This is a genomic window from Coleofasciculus sp. B1-GNL1-01 (assembly GCF_040220235.1).
GTDB lineage: Bacteria > Cyanobacteriota > Cyanobacteriia > Cyanobacteriales > Coleofasciculaceae > Coleofasciculus.
Map to the genome: position 1 here is coordinate 31,767 of NZ_JAVJTO010000021.1, position 20,386 is coordinate 52,152.

A 20,386-nucleotide genomic window follows, 5' to 3' on the forward strand; every position below is an offset into this window, starting at 1 on the left:
AAGTGCGAACTCAATCCTATGGATTACCCCTTCAGCATCCGGTTCCTCCTTATGGTTTCACCGAAACGAATCGCACCAAGAAAGCCCTACAGACCTTGACTAGATTAAGACCATAGACCTCTCCAGAAATTAGGTTTGAGCCAGAGTTTTGACTTTTGATACCCGTAATTTCGCCAAATCAGCTTTTGGGTCCTAACAATGAGCTAATCTGCATCACTGACGTGCCTAATCCTGTGGGAAGACTGGGTAAACTCTCCGCCTCTGGCTCCGCCTCTGTTTCTGGCTGGGGAGTCTCGGCTAAACTGGCGGCAATCTGCATCACTGACGTGCCTAATCCTGTGGGAAGACTGGGTAAACTCTCCGCCTCTGGCTCCGCCTCTGTTTCTGGCTGGGGAGTCTCGGCTAAACTGGCGGCAATCTGCATGGCTGAGGTGCCTAATCCTGTGGGAAGACTAGGTAAACTCTCCACCTCTGGCTCCGCTTCTGTTTCTGGCTGGGGAGTCTCAGCTAAACTGGCGGCAATCTGCATGGCTGAGGTGCCTAATCCTGTGGGAAGACTAGGTAAACTCTCCACCTCTGGCTCCGCCTCGGTGTCTGGCTGGGGAATACCGACCGAACTCAACAACGATGTTATCCGTGCGGCTGAACAACCTAAAGCGGTAGGCACATTGAACAAGTTCCTGGGGCTGGGATCTCGTTTAAATTCAAATTCTTTGTAGTAGTCGGAACCCAAGAACCATTTGGACAGACCAGACATCATGATCTGTAGTTGTTCAACATAGCTAAAGAGCAGCTCGCGATTCCTTGCATCTAAGTCAAAGTCCTCACAGAGCGCTGGGAGTTCGGTGGCGACGATGTGTTCAAACTCACGCACCCGCGCCGTGATCAGGTTGTTAACAATCTCAACCGCTTGTGCTACATCACAGTCAAGAAAATGCTGAGTGATCAACACGCTATTGAAGAGTATGCCTTCAGATTCCATTTCTTTCTGATAGGATACGATGTCATTGACTAAACCAGAAACATTGGCAGCCACTTTATGCATGCTTTGTACTAGTTGAGTGTCATAAAGCTCAGGGGGCATTTTCTCACCTTGGTTCAAGAGCATCACGAAATCAAAACCAAATGTCTTGCCGCTTGTCTCGATATAATCGATTGGGTCGGGGATACGATTTTGTGCCTGGTGGTCAAGTTGCCACGCCCAACTTTCAAATATTTTTACGAGGGAGCCCCTCATCTCCTCCTTGTCCTCGGCAGACAAAAAAGAAGTCATTCTCTGCCATAGATACACTAAACCACGTTCCGATGGGTTAGTTGGCATCAACATCGGACCAGAGTCGCTAGCGATCAATGCCAATAGTCGAGCCAGGTACACTCTACCCCCCACTATGTTGCGGGTCGCTAAGTAGCGTCCCTCAAATACACCATCAATGTAAAAACCCCAAACCTGGCCTTTTGCCGCCAGCTCATAGACAGCTTGGGGAGCATCCGGATAAATTAATGCAGACATCAACGCCACATCGATCGCATCAAACTTCTGTTCATCCCAGAAACTGATGCCAGGAATACCGATCATTCCCATTTCGTAAGCCCATTCCTTAGATGTCCGTCGCCCTTCTTCTAGGTGCGGATTCAATCTTGTCGAAAAGGGCATATAAAACTCGGGTAGGGGCGTTTTTCCCACCGTCTGGAAAGGAATATAATTATAAGTTCTTACCCTTAGTCCCATCGCCGCCGGCGATAAGCCTATACGCGCAGCTGCCGTACCCAAGCCTTTGGGGCCTCCGAGTGCCGATTCCTTTTTCGATTCGGCGGGTAGGTATCGACCTCCGGGTCGGAGTTCCCACTCCAGATCCCCAGCCATCCAGTCTTGCAGTGCTTTCACATAGCGAAATACCCGGTATCGTGCCTCACTATCCAACCTATACTCATCCAATAGTGGGGGTAGTTCCACCGTCATGGTATTCTCGAACAGGAATAGTCGTGAAGTAACCAAGTCATTGACGACGTTAACAGCTTCCTGGATCTCCGTGTTGAAGAAGTGTTCCGCGACCACTACACAGTTATTGACCTTGCCGTCATCAATATCCTTCTGGTAGGAAATGATATCGTTGCGTAGACCGACGCTATCCGCGTAGGTGTCATTGAGTACCTGGATCGGTCGCTTGTCATAGAGCTCTGGTGGAATCTCAACCGTTAGGGAATGTTCGACCAAGTCGGCCGACCAAAACACCCCGCCTATCTGACGGCGCAGCGCGATGTATTCAACTGGATCGAGTATCCACTCCTGGTTATTGCCCGTGTTGAACAGTTCTCGTAGGTTGGCTTCTGCCATGACTCGGATGTGTTCAACAAACCGCTGTCGCCACTGCACTGACATCGTTGGTGCGGTACGAGGCCACAGATCTGCTAGGGCGTATTCAGTCGGGTTCTGGGACTCCGGTATAGGAGTGGCTAGATCGCTGGGCATAAAGGACAGCAGTCGAGTCAAATACGCCTTTGCCTCTTTTATATCTGAACTTCCACCCTCGAATGTTCGCGGAAAGTAGTCATCGACAAACCACCCCCAAACATACCAATCGCTGAGTAAGTCCAACTCCGGTGCCGGTGCATCTGGGTGAGTGGCAGCGGCAAAGCCGGCGAAATCCATCGCCTCAAAGGTTTCTTCATCCCATACGGTATCCTCATCCGAGCTGAGGATGCCCATCCGATACGCCCATTCCTTGCAGTGTAGGCGTGCCCCCTGTACATTGGGGTTCACACGCGCGGGCCAAGGCATATAAAAATCCGGTAATTCAAAGGGTAGCTGGCTTGATGTCATTGTTCATTTACGCTTATTTGCTGAAAATTGTTGTTACGCCTGGGTGGAAGTTCAATGAATTGGATAGCTATAGTAAATTTTGATATAAGATAGTCGTCTTATACCTTGTCTTCAACACTTCATAAAAAACCTGCCAAAACTGGCGATTAGCACGGTTTCGATTGGTTCACAGCTAGCTAGTTAGGCTGGCTTGACTCAATTAGGCAGTTTTAAAGTAACACTGATTCTTTAAATAAATGATTATGCTATCGCTTAGTACAAAATTACTAAAACCCGTCTAATGGCTGATAATCACCAGAAAAAAACACCTAATTTTTATCTCAGTAGCCATAGTATCTCAAATCATTGAGTCTAATTTTTTTGTCATAAAACTTAACCAGTTGGGCAACGTGGTTCAGCTGTGGCGTTTTGACGTTAAAACATTGTTAATTTTCTCCAAGCCCATTGCCCTTTTGTGCTTAATTGAACAGACCATAGGGGAACAGGTAAAGGTTTGGGAACCAAACCCCTACTCAGATACAATAAAGGGCTGTAGAGAAAACGGTATCAGGAGAAAAACACGAGTGCTAACCCTTGGCGTCAACATTGACCACATCGCCACCATTCGACAGGCGCGGCGCACTGTGGAACCCGATCCGGTGGCGGCGGCGGTGTTAGCTGAATTAGCGGGTGCGGATGGGATTACTGCCCACCTGCGGGAAGATCGACGCCATATCCAAGATCGGGATATCCGACTCTTGCGTCAGACGGTGCGAACTCACTTAAATATGGAAATGGCACCAACAGAAGAAATGATCGCGATCGCACTCGATATTAAACCGGATTATATTACCCTAGTTCCAGAACGGCGGGAGGAAGTCACAACCGAGGGAGGATTGGATATTGCGGGTCAAAAATCCCGCCTGGGTGAAGTGGTGACTCAGTTGCAAGATGCCGGGATTCCCGTTAGTCTATTTATCGATGCTGATCCTGCCCAGATCCAAGCATCGGCGGCAATTAACGCTAAGTTTATTGAACTGCATACAGGTTCCTATGCAGAAGCCAAAGACGAAGCCAGTCGCCAAACGCAACTGGATCTGTTAGCCAAAGGATGCCAAGATGCGATCGCGGCTGGGTTGCGTGTGAATGCAGGTCATGGTTTAACCTATTGGAATGTTTACCCAGTGGCTTGTTTACCCGGTATGGAAGAACTTAATATTGGTCATAGCATCATCGCACGAGCGTCGCTAGTTGGATTAGAACGAGCCGTTCGAGAGATGAAACAAGTAATGGGGGGAAGGGTAGAGGGTTATCATCAATAGCGAAACGCAATTTCTTAAGTCTAACCCAATAAACCATGCCTTCGAGCGCAGCCAAGGAGCAAAACCCAAAACGCTCTCACGCTTATCGGGGCGGGTTTAGTCACATCTGGGTCAAAAAGAGATGATAGCCGTGAAACCCGCCCCTACACACTCAAAACGTTCCCAATCACCCAATTAAAACGATGCAAACCTATTACTATCTAGTCGCCAGTCAGCGCTTCTTACTTGAAGAAGAACCCTTTGAAGAAGTTCTCAGAGAACGCACCAAAGATTACCAAGATAAAGGAAAAGAAATTGACTTTTGGCTAGTCAAACAACCCGCATTTTTAGAAGCACCAGAAATGGCGTCAGTCAAACAAGACTGTCCTAAACCCGCCGTCGCTGTTATTTCAACCAACCCCAAATTTATCACCTGGTTAAAGCTGCGCTTAGAATTCGTCAAAACTGGAGAATTTAAGGCTCCATCGGATACAATTCCTGACCCGATCGCGTCCCTAGCATCCATATCATAAACGAGGATTTCCGTCAACCCCAATCCTAAAAACAATAAGCTGGGGCAGCTAACCAAGAAATCAGTACCCCTAAGATTGAACCCACAATCACTTGAAAGGGGGTATGTCCCAGCAATTCTTTGAGGCGATCCTCATTAAACTCCTTGCCTTCTTGGAATAACTCATCAATAATTTGATTCAGGATACGAGCTTGCTTGCCAGCCGCTTGTCGAACCCCGGCAGCATCATACATCACAATCACAGCAAAAATCGTCGCGATCGCAAAATCAGGAGACGCCCATCCCATTGTTTGTCCCACACCCGCAGCCAGGGCGGTAACTAGGGCTGAATGAGCGCTAGGCATCCCGCCAGTCGTCACCAAGGTGCGGATATTAAATTTCCGATCTTTTGTTAACTCGACCAGTAGCTTAAGGAGTTGAGCCACTAAACAAGCAATCAGCGCAACCAGTAGGACCTGGTTGTTTAGGATATTGCCAAAATCCTGCATCGTGTTTCAGTTAAAATTGGTTGTTGATCAACGGATGTTTGAGCAGTTACAAATCACCCCATTACAAGGAATTGCTCTTGAATACCCTGTTCCCTGCTCCCTGTTCCCTATTCCCTGATAAAAAACTAATACGTCCGTGCGGTAATAAAATCAGCCAGAGCAATTAAGGGTTGAGAACGTTCCCCAAATGGTTCAAGTTGGACTTTGGCATCTTCAATCAACGCTTGAGCTTTAGCTTTAGAAGCCTCTAGTCCCCAGAGGCTAGGATAGGTGGCTTTCTGGGCTTGCAGGTCTTTTCCAGCCGTTTTGCCTAATTCCTCCTGAGTGGCGGTGATGTCCAGAATATCATCAATAATTTGGAACGCTAAACCAATATTTTGTGCATAGCGAGACAGACGTTCTATCTCCGCATCGGTTGCACCCGCTAAAATTCCACCACAGACAACACAGCTTTCCAACAACGCTCCGGTTTTATGGGTGTGAATGTAATTGAGAGTTTCCGCTTGAATATCCGATTTTCCCTCACATTCCAAATCAACCACCTGACCCCCAACCAATCCAGCCGCGCTCAATGTCCGACCTAAACGAGCAATCACCCGCAACACCCGCTCGGCTGGAACTCCCTGGGTTTGGGTGGCAACATATTCAAAGGAATAAGCCAGCAAACCATCGCCAGCGAGAATCGCCATATCCTCACCATAAACCTTATGATTGGTGAGTTTACCCCGACGGTAGTCATCGTTATCCATAGCGGGAAGGTCATCATGGATTAACGACATGGTGTGGAGCATTTCCAGGGCGCAGGCGGTTGGCATTGCCATCTCCATCGTGCCACCCATCAGTTCACAGGTTGCCAGACAAAGAATCGGACGTAACCGTTTCCCTCCAGCTAAGAGGGAATAGCGCATTGCCTCATAAATCTTTTCCGGATAACCTAGGGGCAAAGAACGGTCTAAAGCTGCCTCCACTTGAGCTTTCCGCTCTTTTAAATAGGTTGATAAATCAAAGGCTGGGGATTCCCCATTGGGGGAAGGTCGCCCATCTGTTGCTACCATGCCATTATTCCTTAAAATCGTCGTTTCATGGTCGTGAACTAGCCAGCGCTACCCTAATCCTTTGCTCTTGGAGGTGAAGGTATAGCGTGGGCTTCTCGTTTCCCAGGGGAATGCCTCTCCCTGTTGCTGTGTTAACACTGGTTTTCTGCTGGGGTGTAAATCTGACTCATGAATTGTTTTGTACAATGTGTAATCACCTCTGGTTGTTGACAATAAAGACACAATGGGCTAAGCCCTTAATTCCCTTTCATCCTTTTCTGACCAGCCAAGGGGTTCTCAGCTTCTCAGTTGTTTTTGATAGCTCAAAAGAGTATTATGCAATAACATCGTTACCGTCATCGGTCCAACGCCACCAGGAACCGGGGTGATAAATTGAGTCATATCCCGAACGGCGGCAAAATCCACATCACCCACGAGACGGGATTTTCCTTGAGTATCGGTGACGCGATTTATACCCACATCAATCACAATGGCATTCGGTTTAACCTGATCAGCAGTAATTAAATTAGGGCATCCGGCAGCAGTAATCAAGATATCCGCCTGACGAATCAGTTCAGGCAAATTTTGGGTTCGCAAATGGGCAACCGTAACCGTAGCATCAGCTTCGAGTAACATTAGCGCCATTGGCTTGCCTACTAAAATACTCCGCCCCACGACAACAGCATGTTTTCCGTTTACATCAATCTGGTACTCCCGCAACAGGCGCATCACTCCGGCTGGCGTGCAGCTACGCAGTCCCGTTTCACCTCGCACCAGACGCCCTAAATTTAGGGGATGCAGTCCATCGACATCTTTATCAGGATCAATTTGGTGGAGTAAATAAACACCATTTAGGTGTTCGGGTAAAGGAAGTTGCAGGAGGATACCATCGACGTTTGAGTCTTGATTGAGGCGATGAATAGTTTTCTCGATCTCGGATTGAGAGACATCAGCCGGAAAATGTTGTCCAAAGGAGGCAATCCCCACTTTGGCACAAGCACGTTCTTTATTCCGCACGTAGGCGGCGCTAGCGGGGTTATCGCCGACCATTAGCACCGCTAATCCAGGCGGGCGTCCGTATTTTGATTTGAGCCGTTCTACTTCCGTTTTGAGCTGATCTTGAATGCGTTGAGCCAGGGCTTTGCCATCCAGTAACTGAGGGTAAACAGATTTCATCGGCAGGTTGAAAGACATCAAAGGACTTTGATTATTGTACGGGTAGTGGTGTCACTGCCCAGTATTCAATTCTCAAGCATCTAAGCTATAACCAGGATGTAAACCGTTTAGCGTGGGGAACAGTTATGGCAATGTCTGCTCAAAACGACCATCGCTCACGCCTTTGCTCGTCAATTCCCACCCGCCAAAGGTCAACTATGTTTTATCTCCTGCCAATGTGTGCTTTGCTGTTTGGGGGAGGACTGGTCAGTTGTAGCAATGTCCCCCTGTTGGGTACTTCCAATGGTATGGGTAGCACTTATACCGGAGATATCACCGCGATTAGTGAGATTCAATCTAATCAGAATGCCACAGACGTGGTTTACCTTCAAGGTCAAGTGACTAGCCAAGCACCCTTTCTGAACTCCGGGGCTTATCAAGTACAGGATACCACGGGCAAAATTTGGGTCGTGAGTAATCAAGACCTTCCCAATGTGGGTGACCAAGTTTTAATTAGCGCACAGATACAATTTCAAAGTATTCCCATCGGTGGACAGGAAATGGGTGAACTCTATCTTCAGGAAACCGAACAGATCGAACGGAAGGCTGAATAATTTGTCATCAGAAGCCAGTTACAACAACAGGGTATAAGCAGTGAATAATGAAGAATCAATCCATTGAAGTCGCGATCGCGATTCTCTACCGTTCGGGACGGTTCCTGATGCAGCTTAGGAACGATATCCCTGGTATTCTTTATCCAGGGTGCTGGGGGTTCTTTGGCGGTCATCTTGAACCCGGAGAAACGCCAGAGGTGGGGATGCGGCGAGAATTACTCGAAGAAATTTCCTATTCTCCCCCCCAATTGGCGACGTTTGATTGCTATAATGATGCCCACGTCATTCGTCATATATTCCACGCCCCTTTAACGGTGGAATTGAATCAATTGGTACTACAAGAAGGCTGGGATCTGGGTTTATTGACGCCTGAAGATATAAAGGCAGGTCAGGCTTATTCGGAAGTAGCGGGTCAGGTACGTCCTCTAGGGCAACCTCACCAGACAATTTTATTAGATTTCTTGGCGAGGAAACCTTACCAATGACCCTGACGCGACTGCGATTGTCTCATCTTTTACGTTTTAGCCGATATGCCAGCCTTTCGATGAAACTGATGGCGGTGGGGATAATTATCACCTTGGTGTTCATCCTCATCGCTATTTTCGCCCCAGCTTTTCAAGCATGGGGATGGCTGCAAGATCCCACCGCATCCTTGATTAACCCGATTCACGAACCTCCCGGTGGTGAACACTGGTTCGGTACGACACGCCAAGGGTATGATGTTTTCTCCCGCACCTTATTTGGTACTCAAGCGGCGTTAAAGGTGGTGATTCTAGCAACCAGCTTGAGTTTAATTATTGGTGTTCCCTTGGGGTTAATTAGTGGGTATCTCGGCGGTAGATTAGATCGGGTGTTGCTATTTTTGATGGATACGATCTATACCTTGCCAGGATTGCTGTTATCGATTACCTTAGCTTTTGTAGTTGGGCGAGGCGTCTTCAATGCCGCGATCGCACTGAGTATTTCTTACGTTCCTCAATATTATCGCGTTGTCCGTAACCATACCGTTAGCGTCAAAACGGAATTATTTATCGAAGCCGCGCAAGCGATGGGGGCTTCTCCTGGGCGGGTTCTTTCCCGTTATCTGTTTCTGAATGTGATTCAAAGCGTCCCGGTGTTATTTACCCTCAATGCGGCTGACGCTATTTTAATTTTAGGTGGATTGGGATTCTTGGGACTGGGACTCCCAGAAGAAACCCCAGAATGGGGACATGATTTGCGTCAAGCGCTGGATGCTTTACCGACAGGGATTTGGTGGACAGCGTTATTTCCTGGTTTAGCGATGACATCAATGGTAGTTGGTTTATCGCTATTGGGAGAAGGGTTAACGGAGATTATTAATCCCCGTGGGCGAGAGGGGTGATGGGGGAGATGGGCGTGATGGGGAAGATGGGGGAGATGGGGGAGATGGAGGTAGTTACGCTAAACCTTAGTCAGGGCGGGTTTTGCACCAACGTTATCATCAATAGCGACAAGAAAGTCCCTAAACCCACCCCTACAAATCAGGTTCCGTAGCGCAGCGAAGGGTCGAAACTTTCCCAGGAACCGGAAATCATCTCATTCTCGTCGAATAATGAAGACATAAGTTTTCAAAGCTGGGAATTCTACCAGCCAATTTCTATGAAATTTATCCAACCCAAGTCTATACGTTTCGCCGCCATGAGTGGGTTACTACTCATTCCCCTGGCTAGTGCAGGGTTTTGGTGGACAAGTTCCGTTGCCCAACTGCCTCAACCCGCTAATATATCTCAAAATAACCCATCCCTCTCTCCTGTTCACCCCGATGAACCCGTTGACTATACCCTAAATGAACGCTTTTCTCTCTCCAACTCCCTCGGTATTGTTCAACAAATTAAAAATGCCCTGTCCAGCTTCCAGGAGTTAACCGAAACCAGCCAACCCATTTTAGGCGATCGCAAAATGGCGGAAATTGGTCATACTGACTGGGAAACGCAGCATCTCGGTTTTTCTAACTGGCTGGGTTCTGTAGAAGGCACGCTGAAAAAACAAGCGTATCAGATTGCTAAACTCGAATTTGAACTTGCCCAGAAACAATTCCAAGATGGCGAAATTACTCAAGCTGCTTTAGAACAGAAAGAAGCCAATTATCGCCGCGCTGAACAAGACTTCCAAGCGTTTTGGAATTCATTCAACATTGCTGATTAGTATGGTTTAATATAGCCTGTTCCCCGTTCCCCGTTACCTGACGAATGACGAATGACAAATGACAAATGACAAATGATGTAATTGGTATTGACTTAGGTGGAACCGCGATTAAGCTGGGACTTTTCCAGAAAGATGGCACTTGCACCCAATCGTTAACCGTGGCGACGCCCCAACCCTCAACTCCAAAAGCCGTGGTTGAAGTAATGGCAGACGCGATCGCACAACTTGATACCAACCATAGCGTGATTGCCATTGGTGTGGGTACTCCCGGACCTGCAGATGCAACCGGACGGATTGCTAGAGTGGCGATTAATCTCAACGATTGGCATGATATTCCCTTAGCGGATTGGTTAGAAGCTAAAACAGGTTGTCCGACGATTATCGCCAATGATGCCAATTGCGCGGGTTTAGGTGAAGCTTGGTTAGGTGCAGGATGTCAGTTTCGCCATCTGATTATGCTGACGTTGGGTACTGGCGTTGGTGGTGCAGTTATTCTAGATGGGAAACTCTTTGTCGGTCATCAGGGCGCAGCCGGGGAGTTGGGGTTAATCACGTTAAATCCAGAAGGTCCGCCTTGTAATAGTGGCAATCAAGGGTCTCTGGAACAATATCTGTCCATTGGGGCAATTCGTCGCCGTACCGGAAAAGAACCGACTGAACTGGGGATTTTGGCAAATGAAGGCAATCCAAAGGCGTTAGAATTTTGGAACCATTACGGACGGGATTTAGGTGCAGGATTAGCGAGTTTGATTTATGTCCTCACTCCAGAAGCGATTATTATTGGGGGTGGAGTTAGTGCAAGTGCCAAATTTTTCTTCCCGGCGGCTTGGACAGAAATTGAACGTCGAGTGTTACCGAGTTCTCGTACAGGTTTACAGTTACTGACAGCTACCCTAGGGAATCAGGCGGGAATGGTTGGGGCGGCTAAATTAGCGTTACAAATGAGAAATGATGAATTATGAGTTGTTATTGGTCATTGGTCATTTGTCATTGGTCATTTGTCATTGGTCATTTGTCATTGGTCATTTGTCATTGGTCATTTGTCATTGGTCATTGGTCATTTGTCATTGGTCATTTGTCATTGGTCATTTGTCATTGGTCATTTGTCATTGGTCATTTGTCATTGGTCATTTGTCATTGGTCATTTGTCATTGGTCATTTGTCATTGGTCATTTGTCAAGCTGAACAGCTAATATTTCCCCCAGCTTCCCCAGCTTCCCCAGCTTCCCGCTTCATCATATCTACGAGGCTGCTCAAGTATTTTCATGCCTGTTCTCTCAAGTCAAAGCACCACCGCAACTCGAACCACACCCGGCGGTGCAACCGTAACAATAGGACGCTGTGCGAATTTCGTCAATGATATCTAAGCTTCCTGCGGCTAATAGCTTACTCACAGTTAAGGGTTCCCCAGTACCAGACTCAGCCGGAATCTCTTCCATCTGATTAAAATCGCAATCGTAAACATTTCCTCGATAATCAATCGAGAGTTCATTCCGACACATCAAATGTTCCACCGTCGTCGGATTAAAATTATCTTCCAGAAACTTCAGATACGGCGTATACAGCTTGGTTCGTTGCATATAAAACTTGGTTCTGCCAATGGGCAAATTGGTAATCGTAAACAACTGGTTAAACTCAATATCAAAATTTTCCTTAAGGAACCGTTTATAATCCTGTTCCAACTTCACCTGATTCGGCGTTAAGGAAAAATCTTCACTCACAGGCAACACCGGATTATAAACCAAATCCAGGATTAACTGCGGATTTTTCCCATACCCCAATTGATTTAACCGTTGAATTGCCCAAATCGAATCATTGTAAACTCCCTTCCCCCGCATTTTATCCACATTATCCTCTAAATAGCAGGGAAGCGAGGCAACCACGCGCACTTGATGCTGGGCAAAGTATTCGGGTAAATCCTGAAAGTCCGGTTCAAAGAAAATGGTTAGATTTGACCGTACAATGACTTCTTTACCCGTTACCCGCGCTGCTTCAACTAAGGGTTTAAACCCATAATTCATTTCCGGCGCCCCCCCCGTTAAATCAACGGTTTGGATTTGCGGAAAACGATGAATCAGTTCGATAAGTTGATCACAAATTTCCGGGGTTAGTTCTTCCGTGCGTTTAGGTCCGGCTTCTACATGGCAATGGGTACAGGCGAGATTACAGCGTTTCCCCAGATTGATTTGCAGAACCGTAATTTTGTTTTTAGTTAAAGGTGTACTCAGTTTTTGGCGAAACGGTGTTACCGCTAATGTGGCTGTCTGTGTCATTACGTTAAATCTCTGGAAATGTATCTTGACTTCAGCATCTGACTAGCCAAACTCATATCGGCTAGCTGAGTCTATAATAAATCATTTAGTCTGACCCAGATTAATTAAACAAGAGTTCAATGAGTTTTTGCTGAGAATCAGTCATTCGTCATTCGTCATACTCGCGCAAGTGAGAAGTAAGCTACGTCCTTTGTAAGGGTTTGAGGGGTGTTTACAAAACTTAGTGCAGTGCCGTTTTCTTTTGTCCGACTACTTATCAATAATCTTTGAAAACAAAAAATAAAAGCTTCACCGTTTTGAGTTCAACCTTCATTACCGCTTTACCAAAACGCTTAAATAACAGGTTAAGGTTGGGTTAATTCATGCCATTAACTCAGGAGCGAAACCATGAAAGGAGTGAAAGAAGAATCCCGCAAAGAAGCGATTTATGATAGTTCTAGATTAACAGGCAAAGCTTTCTTGATGGATGGTAATCCTCTGAGTAAGAAAAAATTAGCGTGTCGGTGGATTAAATCATCAGCAAATCCTGGCACTCTAATGGCAATATGGGATATTTAACTGGAGTCGATACCGATACAAGGCGACGGGTTGATCTAACGCCTTAAAATAATCAGGATCTTGAGGGGAAAGGTAAATCGCGGTGATTTGCCATGCTTCAATTCCGGAATCCGGTGATGGTAAGTGATGATAAGCGGTTGTGGTTTCCACCTGATTTAAATAGGGTTGTTGGATACCGCGAAAATATTGGTTAGTGACTTCTGTCGCAATAAAGCGATCGCGGCTGGGGGTTTCTGTGTTTCGACCTGTGACAATAGAGATAAGTTGGCGTCCCGATCGCAATTCGGTTATTTGGCGATTTACAGACGCCGGATCAACCTTAACTGAACGAATGGCGTCATTACCGAGATAGGCTTGGGCGATATTTAAGCCATTAAATTCTCGATCCGCCACAATCGCTGATTCGGTTTGCTGGGGAAGCGGTATGATGCGATCGCGAGATTTGGATTGAACTTGATCCACCCGTTCAAACCGTACCTGAAACTGGATTGGTTGATTTAAATAGCGGCGATTACTCTCAAATCCCGGCGTGACTATCTCTGGCGCTAAGGGTGCAACTTGTTCGACGAGGGTGCTGGTAACATTCCAAGTTCCCTCCATCCAATCGGGATAAACCAAATCCCCCGTCGCCGCCGTTACTGGGGGTTTACTTTGCCAATCGGGAAACTGCGCCACGCGATCGGCAAGTTGTCCGGCTTGGGCTGGATTTGTCCAAAACCAGTAGACTAAAATTAAGCCTAATCCTATGAGTCTGGGGATAATTGCCACAACTAAGTTGATCGTTGCTTGGTATCGGTGAATAAGAGAGAGTGCGATCGCACTCACAGTAGGATACCTCGCCAGTGAACTTCTGCCCAATCATGCCAATTTCTCGGTTAGATGCGACAACCTGTAGGTGTTTTTTCAGGCGAGTCTAAATTTGAGGCTGTATCCTTTATCCTGTCAGGGTTTGCCGCCTCTTTTGCTGTTAAGGAGGTTGTCGCAATCGTACCTTGAAAACCAAATACAGTATAGGTTCTGAGAGGCTGCACTTGGAATGCCCCTGAATCCCTACCAGGGATTGAAACAAACATCCATTAAAAATAAATTTCCTCAACAAACGGTAAGGGCACGGCAATGCCGTGCCCCTACAAATATTAGGCTCAACCTCAACTTAATTCATCAATTAGCTTAACAACTCGCTGCTTAATCTCATCTCGTACTCGCCGAAACGTCTCTATCGGTTCACCCGCCAGATCATCCAATTGCCAATCTTGAAATATTTCACGCAATACCCAAGGTTTAGGCAAATTTACCCCACACTCACACAGAGAAATCACAGCATTATAATCTTGAGGATTAAAATCACTTAACGGCTTAGACGTTTGCTCACTGATATCAATACCAACTTCCGCCATCACCTCCACCGCCTTAGGATTCACCTCAGACGCCTCCAAACCCGAACTCGTCACTGCAACTTTCCCCTCTCCTAACTTGCGAGCAAATCCTTCTGCCATTTGGGAACGACAGGAGTTTTTTTTGCAAACAAACATAACGTGTTTCATGGTAATCCTGGATACTAATTTTTGTTGGTTTACGACAATTCAATCGCTGAGGCACGAGTCGGAACAAAGTTCAAAAAAATCACCGCTATTCCTCTCTATCCCTTAATATTCAGAAATAACAATAAGGCTCTGACTTGTCTTTCCACTTCATCGCGAACTTGGCGAAATATCTCTATCGGTTCATCATGGGGATCATCTAATCGCCACTCGTAGAAAGTTTCCTTTATTAACCACTCCTCCGGTAAATCTTTACCACAGTCACACATCGATATCACAGCCGGAAAGTCTTCAGCATTGAAATCACTCAACAGTTTAGACTGGTGCTGACTAATATCAATACCCACCTCAGCCATAACCTGAACCGCCAGTGGATGAACCTGACTCGCTTCCAGTCCAGCGCTGGCGAAGGAAAATTTCCGATTCTCATCTAAAAAGCGAGCAAACCCTTCTGCCATTTGGGAACGGCAAGCGTTTTTTTGACAGACAAAAATCACTCTTTTCATGGATCAATAACAGCATGAAGGATAATGAGTTTAAGGACAAGGGAAGTCTGTTATTAGCTCATATCATTTGTTATTTGGATAAACAATGGCACGGAGAATGATTAGTAAGGGCTAACACAACGCGGATCACGCAATGTTGCCTTCTCCGGTTCCCGGGGAAACCACATCGCCGTTCGCTTACAAAATTCCACCAACATCAACATCACAGGCACCTCAATTAATACCCCAACAACCGTCGCCAACGCCGCCCCCGAATTCAACCCAAACAGCATAACCGCCGTCGCAATTGCCACTTCAAAATGATTACTCGCCCCAATTAATGCCGCAGGTGCAGCATCTTCATACGCCAAATTCAACTTCAACGCCGCCACATAAGCAATAAAGAAGATAAAATTGGTCTGAATAAACAACGGTACAGCAATCAGCAAAATGTGCAGCGGGTTATTAATAATCAGTTCTCCCTTAAAGGCAAATAACAGAACCAGCGTAATTAACAGCGCCGCAATCGAAATCGGACTCAGATATTTAATGAATCGCCGTTCAAACCATTCTTTCCCCTTATGTTTAAAAATCCAATATCGACTATACATCCCCGCCGCCAACGGCAACCCCACATAAATCAACACCGATAACACAATGGTTTGCCAGGGTACAGTTAAATTATTCGCCGCTAATAACCATCGTCCTAATGGGGCGTACAGAAACAACATCACCAACGAATTCACCGCCACCATCACCAAGGTATGTCCTTGATTACTGTAAGACAGATATCCCCACATCAAAACCATCGCTGTACAAGGGGCAATGCCTAATAAAATTGCCCCAGCGATGTAAGAATTTGCCAAGACAACTTCTGTGCCGCGAATCATCTCAGTTTCCGATAGCAAAGGCTGAAACAACCAACCCAGGAAAAACTGGGCAAAAACCACCATAGTGAACGGTTTAATTAACCAATTGACCACCAGGGTTAAAATCACCGGTTTGGGCGCACGCACTGCCCGTTTTGCTTGGGTGAAATCAATCTTCACCATAATCGGATACATCATGAAAAACAGGCAGATGGCGATAGGAATAGATACCTGATAAATACTCATGGTATCCAGTGTCACCGCTACACCGGGAAATAATTTGCCTAGGGCAATACCCGCGAGAATGCACAATATCACCCAAACGGTGAGATATTTTTCAAAGAAACTAAGTTGACCCCCAACTTGGGGTGGTGATGGTGTGGTGTGAGATGAATTGGTACTCATGGGAATCAATTACCCCTCAGCCTGTGAACCTTCACCTAGTACAAGAAGGCAGAAGTCCGAAGGCAGATGGCAGAAGGCTATAAGGAACATAAATAAGGTAGCTGCTTTTAAGGAGCTTGTTGACTGGTTAGTATTTGAAGCCGCGCTGCACTAGTGACCTCCTCCAGCTTTCCAGCCAATCTCTCGACCGGGCTTGGGGTTTGGTAGTTTCAAGGTAATGAGTTCTGCTAGCAAAACAAAAATAGCCGATGTCCATAAACAGCCCACCAATCCATAAAACTGGAAGATGAGACCCGATAGCACGGTTCCCGCTAACCGTCCACCAGAATTCGCCATGTAATAGAAACCCACATTCAGCGCTACCTTGTCATCTTCGGTAAAAGCCAGCACCAGGTAGGAATGCACCGCCGAATTAAATGCAAAGACAATACCAAATGTCATCAAACCAATCACAATAGTTTGTCCGGGGGGACGACCTGTTTGCAGAGCCAAGGCGATCGCCGCAGGCATTGCCGTCAAAAATCCTGTCCAGAAGCGAATCGTGCTGGCTTGGGGAGGCTTCCCTGAACCAAAATGCTTCAGCAATGTTGGGGCAAGGGATTGAACAATACCGTACCCAATCACCCAAATGGCGAGAAATCCACCAACCTGTTCAAAGGTCCAGTTCAATTCGCCGTGGAGAAACACGGGTAGACCTACCACAAACCAGACATCCCGTGAACCAAATAGAAAGAACCGTGCCGCTGAAAGAATGTTGATTTCTCGACTCTTAGAAAAGAGCTGGCGAAACTTTACCTTTGCCTTAATCTTGCCCATGCCCGACGGCAACCACCGACTCGATAGTAGAATAAAGAACAGTCCACCTGCCAGAATCAGCAGCGCATTGATATAGCCGAATGCTGCAAGCAGGACACTTCCGACAAAAAAGCCTACACCTTTGAGAGCATTCTTCGACCCAGTGAGAATGGCAACCCATTTGAATAAGGATGACTGAGCCTCTTGCGGAATGACCAGACGTATAGCACTTTTGGAACTCATTTTCGTTAAGTCTTTGGCAATGCCTGATATAGCCTGTGCTACCATCACATAGGGGATCGCCAAGGCAAGTGCCCAGGACTCATTCACAGGAGTCATCATCAGCAATGCTCCAATTTGTAGAGCAATCCCTCCGTAGAGAGTCAACTTTACACCAAACTGAGACCCGATCCAACCGCCGAATAAATTGGTGACAATACCAAAGATTTCGTATAAAAGAAACAGCATCGCCACTTCAAAGGGCGAATAACCAATCGTGTAGAAGTAGAGCAGCACCAGCATCCGCAGTGCCCCATCGGTGATGGTGAACCCCCAATAGGCTGCCGTCACGAGAGCATAATTACGAACTCCAGTTTTGTCGAACGTTGTAGGAGATGCCATAGGTCGTTAGGATTGTGATTAATAATGTAGCTGTAGCCTTAAAGAGATAGATTACGCTAACGAAGCCGCCACCTTGCGAGCCAGTTCAGCCATCCGGTTCGCATAACCCCACTCGTTGTCATACCAGGCGAGAATCTTCACCTGAGTCCCATCCACCACCATGGTTGAAAGGGCATCAATGATGGACGAGCGGGGGTCATCTTTATAGTCGATGGATACCAAAGGACGCTCTTCGTAGCCCAAAATGCCTTTGAGTTCCCCCTCAGAGGCGCTCTTGAGCAATTGATTCACCTCGTCGATTGTGGTGGGGCGTTCTACTTCAAACACACAGTCTGTCAGTGATGCATTCAGCAGCGGTACACGTACAGCCAAGCCATTCAGCTTACCTTTCAATTCGGGATAGATGAGGGTGATCGCCGTTGCTGATCCGGTTGTGGTGGGAATCAACGATAAACTGGTTGCCCGTGCTCGCCGTAGATCTTTATGGGGCGCATCAACAATCGTCTGGGTGTTGGTTGTGTCGTGGATGGTGGTGATCACCCCATGCTTGATCCCTAGTCCTTCATGGATCACCTTTACAACCGGAGCGAGGCAGTTGGTGGTGCAGGAAGCCGCTGTTAACAAATGGTGTTTAGCAGGTGCATAGAGATCATCGTTAATGCCGTAGACGATATTGAGTGCTCCTTGCTTGACGGGAGCTGCCACAATAACCTTCTGCACGCCGCGTTTGAAGTACGGATCGAGCAGCTCGGGGGTGCGGAATTTGCCGGAGCATTCTAGAACGATATCTACGCCAAGTTCATCCCAAGGAACTTCACCAGGAGTCTGGTACTCACTAAAGCTAAGAGGTTGTCTATCAATGAGAATTTGTGTCTCGCTTTCGGCTTCTACGGCTAGTTCCCAGCGTCCGTGTACTGAGTCAAACTTGAGCAGGTGAGCGGCGGCTGCCGTTCCTCCTTTGACTTCGTTGATGTGGATGAAGTCCAGCTCGGGCCTAGCCCAAGCGGCTCGCAACACTAATCGACCTATCCGTCCAAACCCATTAATTGCAACCTTGGTCATACAACTTTACTCCATCAATAAGCTTCTTAGATGCCTTGGTATTCCTCTTCAGAGAAATGAATCAAACGGCAACTGCTAATGGTTAAAACGTTTTTTGTTTGCGTAACAACTCACCAATGGTGAGATTGAATTCAGCTTTGCCGTCAAAGACTGTGCCGACTTTGTTTTGAAAGAAATGTACGTTCGCCATGTGATATCCCTCTTCCGGTAACGGCACATAGCCAACCGAACTAACGATTTCTGGGGCGTTCTCCAGGTAAAACGCCACAAATTCTGCTAACGCTGGGTTTTTCTGGGCAGCCGCCGCGTTAACGTAGATAAACAACGGTCGGGCTAAGGGTTGATAGTCAGCCGCCTCAACGGTTTGACGTGACGGGAATACAGCCCCCTTGCCACTATCGACCGCGATCGCTTTTAATTTATCTGGAATCGCTTCGTAATAAGCTAAACCAAAATAGCCCAATGCATTGGGGTCTTGATTCACCCCCTGTGCCAGGATTTCATCATCCTCACTGGCGGTATAATCGCTACGACTCGACCCAGCTTCACCGACAATGGCTTCGGTAAAGTAATCAAACGTACCAGAATCTGTTCCCGGACCATATAGATTTAACGGTTTCTGGGGAAAAGACTCCCGGACTTGATTCCATTGGGTGATTTGGCGTTGGGCTTCGGGTGCCCAGATTTTTTGCAATTCTGCCACCGTGAGACGGTCTACCCAATCATTTTCGGGATTGACGACAACGGTAATCGCATCAAAGGCAACGGGGAGTTCAATGTAAGCCACCCCTGCTTGTTTGCAAGCTGCCATCTCATCAGTTTGAATCGGGCGAGAGGCATCATTAATATCGGTTTCGCCAGCACAGAACTTTTCAAACCCACCCCCTGTACCTGAAAAGCCCACGGTGACATTGACAGGTGCTTTTGTTGTAGCTTTGAATGCCTCCGCAACAGTCTTCGTAATCGGATACACCGTACTCGAACCATCAATATCAATCGGTTGGGGCGACTGCGACTGGACTTGGGAACAAGCACCCAGGAGTGCCGTAACCATTCCAATTAGCGCCAATTTTGTCTGTGGCAGGATTTTGGGTTTGGGGATAACCTTCATTGAACTCGACCCCCTTCTAGAACTATGGGATTACTTTTATCATTTCAAAAAAATTTGATTTGTCAAGCCCTTATATCCCAGATTGAGGCGATGTCATGCAGGAGGCAGGAGCTAGGATGCAGGAGACAGAGGGCAGAAGGCTGATTATAGCAATACTCCAAAAAAAGTTGATACCAAACAATTGTAGAGACGCGCCATGGCGCGTCTCTACACCCCTACGCCCTTGAACCCCAGGTATTAATCCGCACAGGGACGAGCGGATAAAATTGGGCTAAAGCGGCGGTAGTCTGCCAAATATTGTTCTAACAGCACAAATTGAGGCAAATTCAGGCTGTAATAAACCCAACGCCCTTCCTGACGGGGGCGAACCAAGTTGGCTTCTTTGAGAGTTTTCAAGTGAAACGATAACTTCGACTGACTCACCTCCAGCACTTCGCAGAGTTCGCACACACAGAGTTCCTGTTCTCGCAACAGTTCCAGTAGCTTGATCCGAATCGGATCAGATAGAGCATGGAAGCTAGAGGTAATCAGGCTCAGATTGGTCGGGGAGGCGGTGACTTGCATCAACTTTTCTTG

Annotated in this window: 22 protein-coding genes; 9 read left to right on the forward strand and 13 right to left on the reverse strand. The window is 47.0% G+C overall.

Features of this window, described 5'->3' with window-relative positions:
* Positions 1 to 178 precede the first annotated feature (178 nt).
* Complete coding sequence (locus RID53_RS04910; protein WP_446387055.1) at positions 179 to 2,821, reverse strand: terpene synthase family protein; 2,643 nt, start codon at positions 2,819 to 2,821, stop codon at positions 179 to 181.
* A gap of 563 nt (positions 2,822 to 3,384) precedes the next feature.
* Here RID53_RS04910 and RID53_RS04915 point away from each other — a divergent pair.
* Positions 3,385 to 4,122, forward strand: coding sequence for a pyridoxine 5'-phosphate synthase (locus RID53_RS04915; RefSeq protein WP_446387056.1), 738 nt, complete (start codon positions 3,385 to 3,387; stop codon positions 4,120 to 4,122).
* A 182-nt stretch (positions 4,123 to 4,304) separates the two neighbouring features.
* Positions 4,305 to 4,634, forward strand: a complete 330-nt coding sequence (locus RID53_RS04920; protein ID WP_446387057.1) for an MgPME-cyclase complex family protein — start codon at positions 4,305 to 4,307, stop codon at positions 4,632 to 4,634.
* A gap of 25 nt (positions 4,635 to 4,659) precedes the next feature.
* On the opposite strand, the gene RID53_RS04925 is transcribed toward RID53_RS04920, so the two are convergent.
* The 3 genes from RID53_RS04925 to folD form a co-directional block, all read right to left on the reverse strand.
* Positions 4,660 to 5,121 (reverse strand): divergent PAP2 family protein, encoded by a 462-nt coding sequence (locus RID53_RS04925; protein ID WP_446387058.1) that lies wholly within the window; start codon positions 5,119 to 5,121, stop codon positions 4,660 to 4,662.
* 125 nt (positions 5,122 to 5,246) lie between these two features.
* A complete protein-coding gene (gene crtE / locus RID53_RS04930; protein ID WP_446387059.1) occupies positions 5,247 to 6,176 on the reverse strand; it encodes a geranylgeranyl diphosphate synthase CrtE in 930 nt (309 codons plus the stop codon).
* Between the two features lie 276 nt (positions 6,177 to 6,452).
* Entirely contained in the window at positions 6,453 to 7,331 is an 879-nt protein-coding gene (gene folD, locus RID53_RS04935; RefSeq protein WP_446387060.1) for a bifunctional methylenetetrahydrofolate dehydrogenase/methenyltetrahydrofolate cyclohydrolase FolD, read from the reverse strand.
* Positions 7,332 to 7,528: 197 nt separating this feature from the next.
* Here folD and RID53_RS04940 point away from each other — a divergent pair, with 197 nt between their 5' ends.
* From RID53_RS04940 to RID53_RS04965, 6 genes are all read left to right on the forward strand, one after another.
* On the forward strand, positions 7,529 to 7,924 hold the full coding sequence (locus RID53_RS04940) for a hypothetical protein (RefSeq protein ID WP_446387061.1): 396 nt from the start codon (positions 7,529 to 7,531) through the stop codon (positions 7,922 to 7,924).
* Positions 7,925 to 7,971: 47 nt separating this feature from the next.
* Positions 7,972 to 8,409 (forward strand): NUDIX hydrolase, encoded by a 438-nt coding sequence (locus tag RID53_RS04945; protein WP_446387062.1) that lies wholly within the window; start codon positions 7,972 to 7,974, stop codon positions 8,407 to 8,409.
* On the forward strand, positions 8,406 to 9,287 hold the full coding sequence (locus tag RID53_RS04950) for an ABC transporter permease (protein ID WP_446387063.1): 882 nt from the start codon (positions 8,406 to 8,408) through the stop codon (positions 9,285 to 9,287). Before RID53_RS04945 ends, RID53_RS04950 begins: the two co-directional genes overlap by 4 nt.
* 257 nt (positions 9,288 to 9,544) lie before the next feature.
* Positions 9,545 to 10,090 carry a hypothetical protein gene (locus tag RID53_RS04955; protein WP_446387064.1) on the forward strand — a complete coding sequence of 182 codons (546 nt, stop codon included), beginning with the start codon at positions 9,545 to 9,547 and terminating at the stop codon, positions 10,088 to 10,090.
* Between the two features lie 65 nt (positions 10,091 to 10,155).
* Entirely contained in the window at positions 10,156 to 11,052 is an 897-nt protein-coding gene (locus tag RID53_RS04960; RefSeq protein WP_446387065.1) for an ROK family protein, read from the forward strand.
* Positions 11,039 to 11,275: a hypothetical protein gene (locus RID53_RS04965; protein WP_446387066.1), complete on the forward strand. Its 237-nt coding sequence runs from the start codon at positions 11,039 to 11,041 to the stop codon at positions 11,273 to 11,275. Before RID53_RS04960 ends, RID53_RS04965 begins: the two co-directional genes overlap by 14 nt.
* Positions 11,276 to 11,367: 92 nt before the next feature.
* Here the strand turns inward: RID53_RS04965 and arsS are convergent, their stop codons facing one another.
* Complete coding sequence (arsS, locus tag RID53_RS04970) at positions 11,368 to 12,363, reverse strand: arsenosugar biosynthesis radical SAM (seleno)protein ArsS (protein ID WP_446387067.1); 996 nt, start codon at positions 12,361 to 12,363, stop codon at positions 11,368 to 11,370.
* 387 nt (positions 12,364 to 12,750) lie between these two features.
* Between arsS and RID53_RS04975 the strand changes: the two genes are divergently transcribed.
* Positions 12,751 to 12,921, forward strand: a complete 171-nt coding sequence (locus RID53_RS04975; RefSeq protein ID WP_446387068.1) for a hypothetical protein — start codon at positions 12,751 to 12,753, stop codon at positions 12,919 to 12,921.
* Here RID53_RS04975 and RID53_RS04980 read toward each other — a convergent pair.
* The 8 genes from RID53_RS04980 to RID53_RS05015 form a co-directional block, all read right to left on the reverse strand.
* A complete protein-coding gene (locus tag RID53_RS04980; protein ID WP_446387082.1) occupies positions 12,898 to 13,680 on the reverse strand; it encodes a DUF6816 family protein in 783 nt (260 codons plus the stop codon). The two genes, RID53_RS04975 and RID53_RS04980, sit on opposite strands and share 24 nt — an antisense overlap.
* A gap of 389 nt (positions 13,681 to 14,069) precedes the next feature.
* On the reverse strand, positions 14,070 to 14,465 hold the full coding sequence (gene arsC / locus RID53_RS04985) for an arsenate reductase, glutathione/glutaredoxin type (RefSeq protein WP_446387069.1): 396 nt from the start codon (positions 14,463 to 14,465) through the stop codon (positions 14,070 to 14,072).
* Between the two features lie 95 nt (positions 14,466 to 14,560).
* Positions 14,561 to 14,968 (reverse strand): arsenate reductase, glutathione/glutaredoxin type, encoded by a 408-nt coding sequence (gene arsC, locus RID53_RS04990; RefSeq protein ID WP_446387070.1) that lies wholly within the window; start codon positions 14,966 to 14,968, stop codon positions 14,561 to 14,563.
* 101 nt (positions 14,969 to 15,069) lie between these two features.
* Positions 15,070 to 16,221: an ACR3 family arsenite efflux transporter gene (arsB, locus tag RID53_RS04995; protein ID WP_446387071.1), complete on the reverse strand. Its 1,152-nt coding sequence runs from the start codon at positions 16,219 to 16,221 to the stop codon at positions 15,070 to 15,072.
* 150 nt (positions 16,222 to 16,371) lie between these two features.
* Positions 16,372 to 17,637 (reverse strand): organoarsenical effux MFS transporter ArsJ, encoded by a 1,266-nt coding sequence (gene arsJ / locus RID53_RS05000; RefSeq protein ID WP_446387072.1) that lies wholly within the window; start codon positions 17,635 to 17,637, stop codon positions 16,372 to 16,374.
* 51 nt (positions 17,638 to 17,688) lie between these two features.
* Positions 17,689 to 18,699: an ArsJ-associated glyceraldehyde-3-phosphate dehydrogenase gene (locus RID53_RS05005; RefSeq protein ID WP_446387073.1), complete on the reverse strand. Its 1,011-nt coding sequence runs from the start codon at positions 18,697 to 18,699 to the stop codon at positions 17,689 to 17,691.
* Between the two features lie 82 nt (positions 18,700 to 18,781).
* Positions 18,782 to 19,810, reverse strand: coding sequence for a PstS family phosphate ABC transporter substrate-binding protein (locus RID53_RS05010; protein WP_446387074.1), 1,029 nt, complete (start codon positions 19,808 to 19,810; stop codon positions 18,782 to 18,784).
* Positions 19,811 to 20,047: 237 nt separating this feature from the next.
* Positions 20,048 to 20,374 (reverse strand): ArsR/SmtB family transcription factor, encoded by a 327-nt coding sequence (locus RID53_RS05015; RefSeq protein WP_446387083.1) that lies wholly within the window; start codon positions 20,372 to 20,374, stop codon positions 20,048 to 20,050.
* Between the last annotated feature and the right edge of the window lie 12 nt (positions 20,375 to 20,386).